Genomic DNA, 15,948 nt, shown 5'->3' with positions numbered 1-15,948 from the left:
GGCGATTATCGATGCAATTGGAACTAAGAGTGCGAAGCACAATGCGAATCGCGTCCTCGCGCCTACCGGCGTCGCTCATTTTCCCACTGAATCTTCACCTCGCGCAGTCGTTAGGCGGCGTCGTTCGCCCCCGCCACGTCCTTAAATTTCTCATCGAAAGTTATTCCGAGTGCTGACGAACTGTTAGGGTAGTTTCTAGGCTCTTGCGGTCATATCAACAATCCCGTCGCGGCGTGGCTGTTCTGGACCTAACAACAGATCATAGTGTCCGCGAAATCGAAGTCTAAGACGCGGAAGTGATTTTTTCCGGAATTGTCTCTCGGATTGAGAGCATAAGAAAGTGCAACAAAAATGTTTAGGCAATCCGCCGCGCTCAAAAGAGTTTCCGCACTTGCTATCGTGGCAATGCTTCTCGGTGCCTCGGCACAATTCGTACAAGCCTGCACGGGCATTCGTCTCATTGCTGAAGACGGCACCGTGGTGCACGCCCGGACGTTAGAATTTGCCACCGATATCCACTCCGAACTTATAATGGTCCCGCGCGGCTATGCGCGGATCGGAACCACTCCAGACGGAAAAGAAGGACTGAAGTGGACGACAAAGTACGCGAGTGTCGGGATGAACGGTGTCGGACTTCCGATCCTATTCGACGGGCTTAATGAAAAAGGCTTGGCCGCTGGGATGTTCTACTTTCCAACGTCGGCTGGATATATGCCATACACCGCAGCCGACGCCGGGAAGACCATTGCACAGTGGGAAGTCGCATCCTGGATTTTGGAAAACTTCGCGAGCGTTGACGAGGTGAAGGCCAATATCGGCAGCGTTGTCGTCCCTTCCGTCGTGTTTGCCGGATGGGGCTTCGCGCCCGAGGCCCATTATATCGTGCACGATGCCACCGGCAAAAGTATCGTCATCGAGTATGTCGGCGGCAAACTCAACGTCTACGACGATCCGCTAGGCGTGGTGACCAACTCGCCAACGTTTGACTGGCACATGACAAACCTTCGTAACTTCGTGAATTACTCGATGACCAGCGCGCCTCCCGTACAGCTTGGCACCATCAAGCTGCTACCGACAGGCCAGGGCTCGGGCATGGCTGGGCTGCCGGGAGACTTCACGCCGCCATCTCGCTTTGTTCGAGCGGTCGCCTTCAGCCAGTCGGTCTTCCCCTCAAAAACTGGGCGCGATGCCATTTTGCAAGCCTTCCATATCTTGAACCAATTCGACATACCTAAAGGGGCCGCCCGCGAGCAGAAGGACGAGCACGGAAACATCCCAGCGGACTACACGCTCTGGACCTCGGTCAGCGACCTCAAAGCAAAGCAGTACTTTTTCCGCACTCACGAGAACAGCCAGATCCGCATGGTCGATCTGATGAAGATGGACATCGACGGCAAGAACATCGTCAAAACGTCCATAACGGGCGACGAGGTCATCAAATCACTCGCGCCTTGAACGCAACCCGAGGGCAATATGCGCTTAAGAACTCTGCTCCTTTTGTCAGGTATTGGATTTCTGGCTGTTATATCGCCGGCCAATGCGAGGATATCTTCAGCGGCAATTCTGCATATGCTGGACAAGGACAACGATGCCACCGTTGATATTGCCGAAGCCAAGCAAGCTGGAGCCGCGGTGTTCGATCGACTGGATTTAGACAAAGATGGCACCCTGGATATTGACGAACTGAGTGGCCGTCTCACCAAAGAAGAACTCGAGGCAGGCAACCCAGGTCACAAGGAAACTCTGACCAAAGATCAGTACTTGGCGATCGTGGATCTACGATTCAAAGGCGTAGATTCAAGCCACGACCAAAAACTCGATATTCAAGAACTTTCGTCTCCATCTGGCGAGAGCTTGGTCAAACTCATCGTCTATCGCATTCTTATCTGAGTCTGCGAATTCTTGCCTTGGACGACTGTGGTGGCCGACGTGGACGTGTCCGCCCGCCGCCTTAGCCGTAGGTGGTCAGAAGCGGGCGCTGCCTTTGATGCCAATGCTCTGGATCTGCGTCGTCTCGCCAAGCTGCGCGTCGTAGGAGAAGCGCAACACGGCATCCTCACCGCTAATGACGTCGATGCCGGCGCCGACGACACCCATCACGTTGTCGATGTCCGTGTTGATCGTGAAAGGTGAAACTCCGAGCGGTGCGCCTGCGAATGAACTTGTAAGCGCGAATTCGGCGCCGTCGTACCATATGGCCCCGCCGCGAAGGAGCGGACGAAGCAGGGTCCCGTTCGATAGCCACCATTCGCTGCCCACTTCGAGAGTGGGCGCTACCGTAAATACCGTATGGCTGTCAGCCGCCACTGAGAGCGCCGCTCCGCCCCCGCCACTCTCGATAAAGCTGCCGAACTCCAAATGTGTGAGGCCGACATCGAGGATGGGCTTGTAGTACAGTTGCGTCGTGCCCAGCACGTAAGCCGCCCGTAGTGAGCCTGCCGCAATGCCAATGTCCTGGTCACCTTTCGCTACGCCGGAGAAGCCGCCGAATGACATGGATCGCGTCGTGTCGTACCACGCGCCGCCGCCATTGATGACACCGGCGAGCAGGAGCGGTCCGGGATTGTACTTAACCGAAACGCCCGCCTGAGCGAGTGAGCCTTCGCTCTTGGCATTGCTTCCGGTTTGCAGGGTGCTGGATTGATAGCCGGCTCCGAAGCCGATGCGCCAATTTTCACTCGGCACCACCTGGACGCCGGCGTTGAACAGGCCTGCGGACTCACTGAAACCGATCTGGTCGCGAGTGGCGCCGTCGTCGATGAAGTTGGCGCTGGCGCCGACCCAAAGGCATTGTCCCTCGCGAATGATGGACGTCGTGCCAGCACCGTTCACCTTACAGCTCAGTAGGCTGTTCGAAAATGCAAGGCTGGAATATAGCGAGGCGATCTGAGCGTCGGAATAAATCTCTGGCGAAAGCTGATCGAGGGCGTTTTTGAGCTCCGCAATATCGCTTACATTGAGTAGCCCGAGGAGAGCCGGACCGAGCGTCCCCACACCCGCAAAGAGGGTCTGGTTGAGGTTCTCCCCTATCGCCCGCTGGTTCGGATTTAGCCCGTCTGTATTGAAATCCACGGCAATTCCGAGCACGACGTCGGTCGGATTGGGGTAGATCAACGCCGCGTGCAGGGCGGGGCTAGCAGTGAGCGACAGACTGCTGTCAGTTACGCCACCAAGAGCCCGCACGATCCGATAAGATTGCACTGCCGTCGTCGGGAGGCCGTTCAACGCCACGGCCACCTTGCCGGCGAGATCGGCGGAGGAAGTAAGCTCGATCGAGTCGGCCGTGTTGCTGGCGCCGTCGATATCGACGGCGAAAACGCCGGTGGATGTCTGGGTAAGGCTGCCGTCGAGCGCAGTCGTCTGCACCACGCCCCGACCTGCCGGCGCGATGATTCCGCTGTTCAGGACGGAGCCTGCCGTGACCTCGGCACCGGAGTTAAAGAGTGCACCGAGATGATTGATGAACTGGCTTCCCCCGCCGGTGTCGGTCAACCTGACGTCGCCGGTGACCGTGCCGAAATTCTCTACCGTGTTGCTCTCGCCGATATTGTCGATCGCGTAGTCGGCCAATCCGGCGGTGATGATACCGAAGTTTATTAGGCTGTTTGCATTGAACGAGCGCTGTATCACGCCAGCGCAGCAAGGGCCCCCGACGACGCTTCCGGTGTTCACGACGATGCTGCCTGCATAACCAGCGGCGTAAATGCCGGCCGAACCGGATCCGGTAGCCGAAATACGGCCTGCGTTGAAGACCGCTGCCATTCCGTTGCTGCTGACGACGTTGATGCCATCGGACGTATCACCCGTGGACACAATGTTGCCGAATGAGGCAACAACAACCTCGCCGGCGCCATAGGCCGTGATGCCCGGCGAGTCATTGCCGAAAGTGCGAATGTTGCTGCTCGAAAGAACGGACGTGCCCGTGTATCCCGATGCCGCGATAGCCGGTGCATTGTCGCCGCTTGTGACAATTGCGCCGACAGAATGAACGGTCGCCGTTGCGCCCGCCCTGGCGTAGATCCCGATTCCGGTCTGCCCGGCCGTGGTAATCGTTCCGTAGTTCGTGACCAGCACGTCGTTGCTTTGGGACAACGCTAAAATGCCGACCGAGCTGTCGGGGCCGGAGGTCACATCGCCGAAGTTAGTGATGGTGACGTCGCCTTGTGTCTGGACGTTGATGCCGATAGAGGCTGTGCCGGAAACGGCGATGTTGCCCTTCGACGTGATGTCGACCGGTCCGTAGACCGTGGAGGCATTGATGCCGATGGCGTCAATGCCTGACGTCGTGATGTCGCCGGACGAATAAATCGTGATGGCGCCCATTGTCGTGCCAAGCTGACCGATGCTTCCCACGTTGATGCCGGCGGAAAAAGTGCCCGTTGTCGCGATATTGCCGGTCGAATTGACGATTATGTCGCCGTAGACGCTGCCCGCAGCAATGCCGAAAGCATTGTTACCCGACGTCGTGAGATCCCCCGAAGACGTGATCGTCATCAGCGAGTCTTGGACGCTACCCTGAATGCCGGTCGCGCCGGAGCCGGTAGTGATGACGTCTGCCGTCGAGCGAATGGTGACGGTGCCGTTGTTGCTCGATACGAATATGCCGTTTGCATCGCTGGTGAGGATTGCAAAGGGACCGGAGTTGACATTTAGCTCCGCGGCACCGTTGCTCGTAAAGAGTATACCGGCAACGCTTGCGGCCGGGGAAACGTCTGTCGTCAGATTGCCGACGCCGAGGACCTCGAACGGGCCTCCTCCGTTCGACAGCTCGACGCCGGATGAAAGATCGCCGGAACACGTAACGACCGTGCCGCCGCCGGTGATTTGATTGCACGGCGGCGCGGGCGGAATGGTTTGCGCGCGCACGGGGCGGCCGCCATATGTAAATAGCGCCGCGCTTGCTACACCCGTCGCTAACGCGGACTTCCAGGTCGAGAGGGTGTGCATACGCGGCGGTCCACGCGCGACGACCTCAAGAGCACCGACTCGGTTGCGATCCCTGCACGATTGACGTTGATTGCTGTGCGCCACTCGCTGCTCCGCCATGTAACCAGGAGTCGGATACGGAACAACGCACTTGCGGAATGGACAGCCGCGTGCACGTTAGGTGCCCGGCCGAATTTCATTGATGGTCGCAGAATCAGACGTAAGTCAAAGTGGCTTTCGGCTGAGAAGGATGATTCCGGTCGGCAGGAGGCGGGCCTGCAACTCAACAACACCTATCGGTGCGGGTCATCGGACGGCTTTCTCTTAGCCGGATGGAGAATGCACCTTGTTGATGCGGTGCCGCATAAGAGAGAAGATGGGCACTGCGTTCCCACGCCTATAGCTTGAATGGGTGAGATGCGACGCGCTTCCATCCAATAGTTTAGGAACAACGGTCCGTGCAGATATCTTGCTCACGCGGGTTGGCAGACTGGCAGCTCCGGAACAATGTCAGCCTGGCCTTCACGTCCTATCAAACGGGCCGTCTCTATCTCGTCGGCGTCGATGCAAAGGGCCAGACGGCTTTTCACGAGCGATTTCTCGCTCGCGCCATGGGATTGTGGGCCGATCCGCAGCGCATCGTCGTGTCGACATTGTTCCAGGTCTGGCGCTTTGAGGACGTACTTGGTGGGAAGGCGGCACCGGGCACTCCAGACCGGCATTACGTTCCGCGCGTGGCGCACACGACCGGCGATCTTGACATCCACGATATCGGAGTCATGTCCGACGGGCGCATCGTGTTCGTAAACACGTTGTTCTCGTGTCTCGCGACGCTTAGCCCGACCCACGCTTTCCAGGTCTATTGGAAGCCACCCTTCATATCCAGGCTGGCGGCCGAGGACCGCTGCCACCTCAACGGTCTTGCGATGAGAGACGGAGTTCCAGCGTTCGTCACTGCGACGAGCCGTAGCGACGTCGTCAATGGCTGGCGTGCGCGACGTGCCGAGGGAGGAACACTCGTCGACGTGAGGAACGACGCGATCGTGACCGAAAAGCTCTCGATGCCGCATTCGCCCCGCTGGTACGATGGCCGCGTCTGGTTACTTAATGCCGGCACTGGCCACCTCGGGTTCATCGACCCCGATACGAATGTCTTCCAGCCAATAGCATTTTGCCCGGGCTTTCTGCGTGGACTGACGTTTCACAATGGGCACGCTATCGTCGGACTTTCGCTTCCGCGCGACGGTTCATTCTCCGGATTGGCGCTCGACGACGAACTGAAGAAGCGTGATGCCGACCCGTGGTGTGGTGTGCAGATCGTCAACCTACTCTCCGGCGATATTGTTGAATGGATCAAGCTTGATGGGGGTGTCAGCGAGCTGTTCGACGTGACGGTACTTCCGGGCGTCCGCTGGCCCGTGGCGACAGGATTCCTGACTGACGAAATCAACACAGCATATACGTTCGAGGCCTGAGATTGATCGACGGCATCGGGCAACTTCAAATGCGCGGAAAGTTGGCTCAACACGCAACAATGCGAGACGTTCACGCAGGCCGCGTAAATCCCTCACGGTGCCTAAGTTCGCCAATGCGGACTCAAGATCGCGGCATCCTCGTGGTTACACATTCAGCAAAAGTGAAGAGCTGCCAACGGCAATCTCCTTCATCACCAGCACACCTCGTTTCGCGTGGTATCCCTTGAATGCGGCGCCTCCCGAAGAAGCTCTGCCTTTGCACGTATCTGACGGACTCTGTGCCTGACAATGCCCGTTGGTTGCCCTGACGTCACTTCGTAGATGTCTGCTCTTGAAGGCATTTCTGACGTGCTCTCCGCTCGTCTGAATGCCGCGCGCTGAGATCATGGCGACTTCTGCTTTCTCTGTAGGCTGTGTGAAAACCCGCTGCTGGTTCTCACACAGCCTACAGAGAAAGCGGACGTTGACCGGTTTAAAGCCGCATGGCTCTCGTGTCGGAAGAGTATGTCCAGTGCGATCGGTAAGCAGACGTCAAATTTCTTTCGCTTTGAGCCATGGGGACACGTCGTAGTAACGGGTCTGAGCCAAGGGTTCGGACTATCATGCCGCTCACGCGACCGCGCAAAAAATTCTTTCGGCGGATCTGGCCCGTAAAAAGCTCGCATTCAACGATGCTCTGTGTTGGTGCCTGAATTAGATAACGCTGCCCGACCGTAATCATCCGATGTGATTGAAGATTGGGGCATTCGGTGCCGCACCAATTATTGGGGCGAGACTTACGCCGACTGGGAATCCGCCGTCTCCACAGAGGTCGCGTCACCATTTGACGAAGGGACCGTTGCCGGTACTTGCCCAACGCCGGAAACGTCGCGTGATATTGCTTGCAGACGTTGCTGCAGTCGGGGCGCCACAAAATCGAGGAAGGCTCGTAACTTCAGCGGCTGTTGCTGGTGCGCGGCATGTACCAGATGGACTGGCATGGCCGGCGGGCCTCGATCGTTCAATATCGGGACCAACGTGCCTGCCTTGATGCTAGCTACCGCTTGGTAGGAGAGCAGGCGCGCGATCCCTACTCCCGCTACTGCTCCTCCGACCACTCCATCAGCCGTATTGATCGAGAAGCGCGGGTTGATTGTAACTTGCTGCTGCGCATTCCCATCGACGAAGGGCCATTCCCGGTAGCGTTGCAGTCCCTCGAACGCAATGCAGTCATGATCGGCCAAAGCCGCAGGCGTTTCCGGCGCGCCGCGTCGTTGGATATAGTCTGGGCTCGCGCAGATCACCCATCGAATGTCGCCGACCCTCCGCGCGACGAGGGAACTGTCAGGCAGGCGGCCGATCCTGACCGCGACGTCGACGTGCGATTCGATGAGGTCAATGACGTTGTCGGACAATACTAGCCTGACCGTCACATCGGGATAGGCCGCGAGGAAGTCATGAACGATTGGCGCGACGTTGAGCGAGCCGAACGCGATCGGCGCTGTGACGAGCAACTCTCCCCGCGGCGCGCGATACTCGCCCGAGGCGGCACGCTCCGCCTCTGCCAGTTCGTCGAGCACTCGGCGGGCCGAGATGACATAAGCCGTCCCGGCCTCAGTGAGCAGGAGTTTGCGGCTCGTGCGAACGACGAGTTGAGATCCTAGAAGGGCCTCGAGATCGGAAACGCGACGGCTGACCGTCGGAAGAGGGATGTTCAGCGTTCGGGCAGCAGCGGAGAGGCTTCCACCGTCAATCGCCGCCACCAGCGTGCGCATCGCCTCAAACCTATCCATTAGCCCTCTCGCTTTACGGAAGTCATGGTTTCCAAGTTAGCGCCTGCTGGACCAACCTGGAAGGCGGTATCTCTTCTCGGCAAGTCGCGAAAACGCTTAACTGGGGTTTCATGAATGTCGCGGATTCGTATTCCTAGTGTAGAGAATGTTCCGGCGGCCTCACGGGTTTTACTCGCGAAGGCTGACGAACGTCTCGGCACGGTACCCAACCTTTACCGCATCGTGGCCAACAGCCCGGCAGCCCTGGAAGCCCTGGTCGCTTTCTACGGTGCTCTCGAAAAAGGCGATCTTGACCCGCTTACGCGTGAGCGCATCGCGCTCGCAGTCGCCGAGGTTAACGGCAGCGACTATTGCCTGTCGGCGCAGACCTATCGCGTTCGTGAGCGGCACTTGCTCGATGACATCGAGATTACCGCCAACCGAAATGGCGCATCGAACGATATCCGCGCCAATGCTGCCGTGCGCTTTGCGGTCAAGTTGGCGCGCGGCCGCGGCAAGGTGAGTGATGCCGACTTCGCGGCGGTGAAAGACACTGGTTATTCCGACGCCGAGATCGTGGAGATTATCGCGCATGTCGCCGTCAACATCTTCGCTGGCACTGCGAACTCGGCGCTGCAAACCGACATCGACTTTCCCCGCATAGGCGCACGCAAGTCCGCCTGAACTCTCTGAAGACAAAACACAACGACGTGGACGCACACCGTGCGTCCGCGAACCCCAGAGCACGTCCTCAACTCAAGGAGACTTCCGATGACTGTTCGTTTCAAAACTACCGACGTCGATGGCCTGAAGCTGTTCTATCGCGAAGCTGGCGATCCGAGTCGTCCGACCGTTCTATTGCTCCACGGCTTCCCGAGCGCTAGCCATATGTTCCGCGACCTGATCCCCGAACTCGCCGACAACTATCATGTCGTCGCCCCAGATCTGCCCGGCTTCGGCATGACCGAGCAACCCGATCGGGGACAATTCGCATATAACTTCGAAAATATCGCAAATGTGGTCGATCGCTTTACAGAGGTGATCGGTGTCGACAAGTTTGCTGTCTATGTCTTCGATTACGGCGCCCCGGTGGGCTTCCGGCTCGCGGTGAAACATCCGGAACGGATCACAGCCATCGTGACCCAGAATGGCAACACCTATCTCGAAGGCGTGTCGGAGGCCTTCGCGCCGGTCCAGGCCTATTGGAAAGAACCGAACCAGACCAATCGTGACGCTCTGCGCGGTTTCTTGGCTCCCGAGACGACACTGTTCCAGTACACCCACGGCGTTGCGGACCCAACTATGGTCTCGCCTGACGGCCGCAATCTCGACGACCATTACCTGGCGCGTTCCGGCAACGATGAAATCCAGCTCGACCTGTTGCTCGACTATCAGACCAACGTCGCGCTCTACGATACCATCCAAGCCTATCTTCGCCAACATCAGCCGCCCTTGCTAGCGATCTGGGGCAAGAACGACCCATTCTTCATTCCGCCGGGCGCAGAGGCGTTCAGACGTGACGTTCCTGCGGCCGATATTCGCTTCGTCGACAGTGGCCACTTCGCGCTCGAGACCCATGCCTCTGAGATCGGTGCGGCGATGCGCGAGTTCCTCGCCAAGCACGTGGGCTAACCACCCATTGGTCCGGTCGTCGCACCGCGAGCCGCCCGGACCATCACACCACTGGCGGCGAACCATGCATAAAAAAACAACTCGGAGACGGACCATGAACTCTTCGCAAGACATAATCCGCAGCTTCTACGACAACCTTTCCAGCGGTAATGCGCCCGGCGCGCTTGGCCTGATGGCGCCGGACATCGAGTGGATCACGATGTGGCACTACAAGGTCGAGGGCCGTGGCCCCGACCGTGTTGCCGAGGGCTTGTTCAAACCTCTCATGGCTGAATGGTCGAGCTTCTCCCTCGTGCCGAACGAGTTCATCACCGAAGGTGACACTGTCGTATCCCTCGGCGAGTTTATCGGCGTGCACGCAACGACGGGCAAGCGGTCGGAGGCCCGATACGCCCATGTTTGGACCCTTCGCGACGGCAAGATCAGCCGCTTCCGCCAGTATATCGACACGCAGGCGATAGCCGAGGCGAGGCGCTGATGGCGCGCGTCGCAATCGTCACCGGCGCCAGCCGCGGCATTGGCCGGTCTACTGCGATCCGGTTGGCCCGTGACTTCAGCGCCATAGCGTTGGTAGCCCGGACGCCTGAGACTCTCGCCGAGACCGCTGATTTGGTCGTGTCCGGCGGCGCTGAGGCGTTGATGCTGGCGCGTGACCTGCGGGAGCCAAAAGCGGCGGCCGCGGTCGTCGCAGCCACGCTCGAACGGTTCGGTCGGATCGACGCGGTTGCCTGCATCGCAGGCGCCGTGCCCCAACAAGACCTGTTCGACCTGACCGACGAGCAATGGGAAGATGGACTTGCGCTCAAATTCCATTCGGCCAGGCGGCTGACCATTGCTGCATGGGATGCCCTCAAGGTTTCGCGCGGCTCGGTCGCGATAACCTCGGGGACTTCGGCATTAACTCCGAAGGCGTCGCTGGCTGCGGTGGGCACGATCAACGCTGCCATATTGGCACTCGCCAAAACGTTTGCCGATCGGGGCATCAAAGATGGCATTCAGGTCAACACCATCCTTCCGGGATCGGTCATGACCGACCGGCGGCGCTCGATGCTGCAGGGCTATGCCAATACGCATGGCCTCGGACTCGGCGCTGCAATCGAGCGCTTCGCGGTCGAGATGGGCATCGCTCGCTATGGGCAGCCCGAAGACATCGCCAACGCGATCGCCTTCCTCTTCGCGGCTGAAAGCCAGTGGCTGACCGGAACGGCCTTGCGCGTCGATGGCGGTGAAACCAAAGTGATCTAACTTTAGATTTGAAATGAACGCGCGGCCTTGAGCCGTAAGCGACCGAGAAGAGCGAAGACAGCGCTCAAACTACCGAGGGCTCGCACGTCGGATCCGTGGAATCCACCGTCGAACAGATTAGATTATTTATAAACGCGTTTCCCCAGTCGGACCGAACCGTTCCGTCCGGATATGACTCTCAGTGTGGCCCATAACAACGAGTTGCTCGGCTATTGCCTCGACGAACGTCGTCGGCCCGCAGACGTAGACGTCAGGGCTTCCGGCCGGCAAGAATAGTCGGCGGGTTAGCATCTCGCGATCAATTCGCCCTCGCTCACCGGACCATCCCGTGGGAACGGCGCGTGTCAGCGTATGGCTGAGCGTGAAATTATCGGACTGCACGGCGAGGAGGCCGAGCTCAGAGAGGTATATGATCTGCTCGACGCTCCGCGAGGAATAAAGCAGACGTGCGGGTTTGGTTGCTCCAACTGAGGCACGCGAACGCAGCATCGACATCAGCGGCACGATGCCGGAGCCGCCCGCAATCAGTAGCAGTCCATAATCGTGTGCGGCGGACCATGCAAAATAACCGCCGATTGGTCCACGTATCTCGATCTGGTCACCGATGCGCAGCTCTTCGTGGAGAAAGCCCGAGACTTCGCCATCGGGGATAGCATCGACGGTCAGTTCGATAAGCGTCCCTGGACCGGCGCCCGACGCGATCGAATAGCTGCGCTGAGCGACGTACCCATCTTCAGCCGTCAGGCGCAAATCGACATGCTGCCCGCCGAGATGCCCGGGCCAGTCGGGAACATCGAAGCTGATCGTTTTGACCGTCGCTGTTTCATCGCGAATTGCCATCACCGTCGCGACACGCCATTGCGCCGCCGCAGTCGCGGCGTCGATCATTGGTCGCCCTCGTAGCGTTGTTCGCGCCATGGATCGCCGCGCATATGGTAACCCTGCGATTCCCAGAAACCCGGAGTGTCGTCGTTACGAAAAGCGAGGCGCCGCACCCACTTCGCACTTTTCCAGAAATAGAGGTGAGGCACGAGCAGGCGCGCGGGGCCGCCGTGAGAAGGGAGAAGCGGTAGATCGTCGAAGTGCGTCGCGATCATGGCGCGCGCTTCGACCAAGTCGGCGACGAGCAGGTTCGTCGTATATCCACCGTCGCAATGCGCCATGAGGAAGCCGGTCGGCGCAGCATTCAACCCCGCGGCGCGGAGCAGATCATCGATCGTGACGCCACGCCAGCGTGTGTCGAATTTCGACCATTTCGTTACGCAGTGAATGTCAGAGGTCAACTCGGTCTGCGGTAGAGCATCGAACTGCTCCCATGTCCATTTGCCAAGCAACGATCCCCCATGCTGGAGGGAGAGGCTCCAACGATCGAGCTGCGTGTGCTGCGTGGGACCGGCGGTCAGCACGGGGAATTCGGGTGTAAGGAACTGTCCCGGCGGCAACCTCAGGCGATCATCCTCACCGCCGCGACGCTTCCCTTTGAAGCCTCTGGTCACATGCATCGCGTGTACTCCTCGTCCGAGCGTGAAACACTTTTAAAAGCTTCCATCACCGATCAATCCCGGCAGTTGCCATGAAGCGAAGTATAAGCTCGGCGATCTCGTCGTTCTTTTCGTCCATCGCGAAGTGGCCTGCATCTAAGAGATGGATTTCAGCGTTGGGCAAATCGCGTTTGTAGGCCTCGCCGCCTGCGGCAATAAAGGAGGGGTCGTTAGCTCCCCAGACGACCAGAGTAGGCGGTTTGTGCTCGCGTAGCCAAGCCTGCCAAGCGGGATACGACGCGACGTTTGTGCGGTAATCGTAAAGAAGAGCAGCCTGAATTTCTCGCTGGCCGGGTGCCGAGAGATGCGCGAACTCGTCGGTCCAGCTGTCGGGATTGTAAAGTTCCGGATGCGAGGTTCCGGCAGTGTGGCGCGTCTTCGTGGCATCGAAGGACAGAAACGCATCGACCACCTCAGGGTGAGCCTTGGGATCAACCCAATACTGCGCAATCTTCGCCCACTTCGGTCCCAGACCTTCGCGATAGGCATTCCCGTTCTGGACGATGAGAGCTTGTATCCTCTCTGGATGGGCCGCCATGATCCGAAACCCGACCGGCGCTCCATAATCGTGGATGTACAGAGAGTAGGTTCTAAGTCCGAGCTTCTCCAGAAGATGATCCGTCGTCGTTGCGATATGATCGAACGTGTATTCGTATGCGGCTGGAGGGGGCGCATCGCTCTGGCCGAAACCCGGAAAATCCGGTGCGATCAGGTGATAGCTCTTCGCCAAGAGCGGGATGAGAGCATCGAACTCCCGTGACGACGACGGAAATCCGTGGAGCAAGATGATCGTCGGGGCATCGCGTCGACCCGCTTCGCGATAGAAGATCCGGATGCCGTCGACGTTTTCGTAGTGATAGGTCGTTGGCATCGCCTCCGAAGCGGCCCTCGCCGGCTGACCGAAGAAAAGTGCGGCGATACCGATCGCCGCAAATTTCAATTTCATCATCTTCATTCTCCGAAAGCTGTGTGTCACCGCGATCATTTAGACGATGTGGCCCGGGAGGCGAGAAGAAGAGTAACTGATGCCGCCAGAAGCACGAGGTCCTTCAGAAGGAACTGTCCTGGTAGAGCCGAAATAGCTGGGAAACCACCGGCTGTCGGCTCGAAGACGCCGGGTGTACTGACGAAAAAGGTCAACGTGATCACATACGTCGCGATGGACATGGCGGCGCCGACGGCGGAGAGAACCGGAACGAATGCCCCAGCGATCAACGCCACTGCAGTCGACAACTCCAGGACTCCAATGACATCGCTCGTGCCCTGGATTCCGAAAAGCGTGTGCATCCATCCCATAATAGGGCTGTTCGCAACGAACGGAGCGATAGCGTGCGCTTCGTAGTTTGTGAATTTCATGCCGCCGAACCAGAGGAAGATCACAATCAATGACCATCGCAACGGAGCAACGATTGATACGGAGCCAAAATTTCGTTCGGCTACCACAAAGCGCGTATGTTCAGTGTTGTTCACAATATATCTCCTCGAAAGATTCTGTCGGGGCGTTGTCGCCCGCAACGGGGAAATACGGCGTTCCGCAAAGTTTCATCAGACCCAATCTCAGAAACCGTCACTTCCGTATTCCGAGAGGGCACGGTGAGAAGGGTCCGACGCGACACGCACTTTGTTCGTAGCCGAAAGCATCGAAGGCAAAGCGCAATCGCGCGAACGCCCAGCTTGAGAGGTGGTCAAAGCGTATCATTTAGATTTTGAATGCGCTGGAAGACGGCGCAAAACCTTGTTACCGGAATTGACCGTCGGAAGAGCGACAGACGATCAACAGCTTCAAGATGCACGCCAGCATGTCGAAGGTCCTGCAAGGAATATCTTAAGCCGGAACATCGGTCACCGACTGTGCAGGGACCGAAGTTTTACCCCGCTATTTTCCTTTTGCCTTTTCCGCCATCTGCCGTTCGATCTCGTCCCAGACACCGTGCGGCGAGAAACCGTCACCGGCTTTGCACGAATTGTACGCCTCGTAAGAGCGACGAACAGCATCAGCCAGCTCATACCCGCTCGTCTTATCGATGAAGATCGACATCTTCATCATGTGATCCTTGAAGCCTTTGTCGCAATCATATTTTTCGGCCGAGGCGGGACCTGCAATCAGCGTCAATGCCCCTAACATGACGACAGATGTAACTAGCTTCATAAAAAGCTCCGAGTTTTGTTGGCAACTTTCACTTGTGCCCGCGCACGCGCGCACTTGTGCACTCTATAAAGTCGCCGATGACTCGGAATCCGAATTGAGTGCCAATTCGTCTAAAAATGAATGATGAAGAGTAACAGGAGAGAGCTCTTTGAGAGCAGTGAAGATCAAGGTTCGACGCTAGAGCTTTCGTCTTCCACGATCCACATGTCGTCGCCCGCGCGACGACTGCCTGCACGATAGTCTGTGGGATCGACGCCGTAGATTGCTCGGAAAGCGCGGGAAAAACTGCTCCGGTTTACATAGCCGACAGCGCTGGCGACTTGTTCCACGGACATCATTTTTGCGTCCAAGAGGTTTGCCGCACGGCGCATCCTCAATTCTCTCAGGGCCGCCAGAGGAGAAACACCCAATGCCTCCGAAAACCGGGACATAAACGCGGAGCGGCTGAGTCCGGCGACCCGTGCCAATGTGTTTGTTGTGTGGCTTTCGCAGGGATCGGCGATCATGGACGCAAAGGCGCGTGCAATTTGCGGATCATTCATAATTGGAAAGCGCTGTGTCCAGAGCCCTGGCTCTTCGAAAGATCGGCGCAGCACGGATACAATGACTTGCTTTAGTAGCGATCCGATCATTGCAGCGCGGCCGACGCGTTCGGAAGCAGTTTCATTCAAGACGGCAGCGAGGCTTTGATCAAGGCGATCGGCAGGATCGAACTGTTCAACGATTGGGGCGGTCAGCGTAGTGAAGATATCAATTGATCTCCCGTATGAGGATTCGAAATAGCCGCACATAAGGATAAGTTCTGGCCCACCCGATCCTGCAACAATTTCGTCGATCTTTCCCTGCTCGAGCTGGCTAACGTCGAAGCATTTGGTGTTCGACGGTACGGGTCGGGTGATTTCGACTCGCACTGGCAACATTGAAGGGACGATGACCATCGAATGAGGAGCTAACTCGATGGGAGGAAATTCGGCCACCGTCATCGTTCCGTGGCCGCGCACCACATAGTGAATCGCAGTCTTTTGGCCCGCGGTGAATGCCAGACGCCAGCCGGGATTGATGATGCAATGGGCAAGGCCTCCCATCTGAACCTCGAGGCCGATCATCAACTGATCAATATCGCGGGTTGAAACGGGCAATTTTGGACGTTCGGCGACCATTTATGGACCCTTGATGCAAGGCGTTGAACTAAGATTCTCTTAGTAGCGAGACCGCCCGTAAGAGTGAAG

The 15,948-nt window shown here is 58.0% G+C and carries 15 protein-coding genes; 7 read left to right on the top strand and 8 right to left on the bottom strand.

What is annotated here, in order from left to right; genetic code table 11:
* Positions 1–351: 351 nt before the first annotated feature.
* The gene (locus tag WC811_RS07135; protein WP_372642457.1) at positions 352–1,455 is read left to right on the top strand and encodes a linear amide C-N hydrolase; all 1,104 of its coding nucleotides are present in this window, start codon (positions 352–354) and stop codon (positions 1,453–1,455) included.
* A 114-nt stretch (positions 1,456–1,569) separates the two neighbouring features.
* On the top strand, positions 1,570–1,890 hold the full coding sequence (locus WC811_RS07130) for a calcium-binding protein (protein ID WP_372642455.1): 321 nt from the start codon (positions 1,570–1,572) through the stop codon (positions 1,888–1,890).
* Between the two features lie 75 nt (positions 1,891–1,965).
* Here the strand turns inward: WC811_RS07130 and WC811_RS07125 are convergent, their stop codons facing one another.
* Positions 1,966–5,031 (bottom strand): autotransporter domain-containing protein, encoded by a 3,066-nt coding sequence (locus WC811_RS07125; protein WP_372642453.1) that lies wholly within the window; start codon positions 5,029–5,031, stop codon positions 1,966–1,968.
* Between the two features lie 353 nt (positions 5,032–5,384).
* Between WC811_RS07125 and WC811_RS07120 the strand changes: the two genes are divergently transcribed.
* Positions 5,385–6,401, top strand: a complete 1,017-nt coding sequence (locus WC811_RS07120) for a TIGR03032 family protein (RefSeq protein WP_372642451.1) — start codon at positions 5,385–5,387, stop codon at positions 6,399–6,401.
* A 776-nt stretch (positions 6,402–7,177) separates the two neighbouring features.
* Here WC811_RS07120 and WC811_RS07115 read toward each other — a convergent pair.
* Positions 7,178–8,173, bottom strand: coding sequence for a LysR family transcriptional regulator (locus tag WC811_RS07115; protein ID WP_372642449.1), 996 nt, complete (start codon positions 8,171–8,173; stop codon positions 7,178–7,180).
* A 114-nt stretch (positions 8,174–8,287) separates the two neighbouring features.
* Between WC811_RS07115 and WC811_RS07110 the strand changes: the two genes are divergently transcribed.
* From WC811_RS07110 to WC811_RS07095, 4 genes are all read left to right on the top strand, one after another.
* Entirely contained in the window at positions 8,288–8,836 is a 549-nt protein-coding gene (locus WC811_RS07110) for a carboxymuconolactone decarboxylase family protein (protein ID WP_372642447.1), read from the top strand.
* Positions 8,837–8,923: 87 nt separating this feature from the next.
* On the top strand, positions 8,924–9,784 hold the full coding sequence (locus tag WC811_RS07105) for an alpha/beta fold hydrolase (RefSeq protein WP_372642445.1): 861 nt from the start codon (positions 8,924–8,926) through the stop codon (positions 9,782–9,784).
* 94 nt (positions 9,785–9,878) lie between these two features.
* Positions 9,879–10,262, top strand: a complete 384-nt coding sequence (locus WC811_RS07100; RefSeq protein WP_372642443.1) for a nuclear transport factor 2 family protein — start codon at positions 9,879–9,881, stop codon at positions 10,260–10,262.
* A complete protein-coding gene (locus WC811_RS07095; protein ID WP_372642441.1) occupies positions 10,262–11,029 on the top strand; it encodes an SDR family oxidoreductase in 768 nt (255 codons plus the stop codon). The genes WC811_RS07100 and WC811_RS07095 overlap by 1 nt, the downstream gene beginning before the upstream one ends.
* Positions 11,030–11,155: 126 nt before the next feature.
* Here WC811_RS07095 and WC811_RS07090 read toward each other — a convergent pair whose 3' ends face one another.
* The 6 genes from WC811_RS07090 to WC811_RS07065 all read right to left on the bottom strand — a co-directional run bounded on the left by WC811_RS07090 (position 11,156) and on the right by WC811_RS07065 (position 15,879).
* The gene (locus WC811_RS07090) at positions 11,156–11,917 is read right to left on the bottom strand and encodes a ferredoxin reductase (RefSeq protein WP_372642439.1); all 762 of its coding nucleotides are present in this window, start codon (positions 11,915–11,917) and stop codon (positions 11,156–11,158) included.
* The gene (locus WC811_RS07085) at positions 11,914–12,531 is read right to left on the bottom strand and encodes a sulfite oxidase-like oxidoreductase (protein WP_372642437.1); all 618 of its coding nucleotides are present in this window, start codon (positions 12,529–12,531) and stop codon (positions 11,914–11,916) included. The genes WC811_RS07090 and WC811_RS07085 overlap by 4 nt, the downstream gene beginning before the upstream one ends.
* A gap of 46 nt (positions 12,532–12,577) precedes the next feature.
* Positions 12,578–13,519, bottom strand: coding sequence for an alpha/beta fold hydrolase (locus WC811_RS07080; RefSeq protein WP_372642435.1), 942 nt, complete (start codon positions 13,517–13,519; stop codon positions 12,578–12,580).
* Positions 13,520–13,551: 32 nt separating this feature from the next.
* Positions 13,552–14,040 (bottom strand): YkgB family protein, encoded by a 489-nt coding sequence (locus WC811_RS07075; protein WP_372642433.1) that lies wholly within the window; start codon positions 14,038–14,040, stop codon positions 13,552–13,554.
* 406 nt (positions 14,041–14,446) lie between these two features.
* A complete protein-coding gene (locus WC811_RS07070; protein ID WP_372642431.1) occupies positions 14,447–14,719 on the bottom strand; it encodes a hypothetical protein in 273 nt (90 codons plus the stop codon).
* A 164-nt stretch (positions 14,720–14,883) separates the two neighbouring features.
* Positions 14,884–15,879, bottom strand: a complete 996-nt coding sequence (locus WC811_RS07065; RefSeq protein WP_372642429.1) for a helix-turn-helix domain-containing protein — start codon at positions 15,877–15,879, stop codon at positions 14,884–14,886.
* Between the last annotated feature and the right edge of the window lie 69 nt (positions 15,880–15,948).

This window comes from Hyphomicrobium sp. (assembly GCF_041659645.1).
Lineage (GTDB): Bacteria > Pseudomonadota > Alphaproteobacteria > Rhizobiales > Hyphomicrobiaceae > Hyphomicrobium_B.
This window is presented reverse-complemented; position numbering and strand designations above follow the sequence as displayed.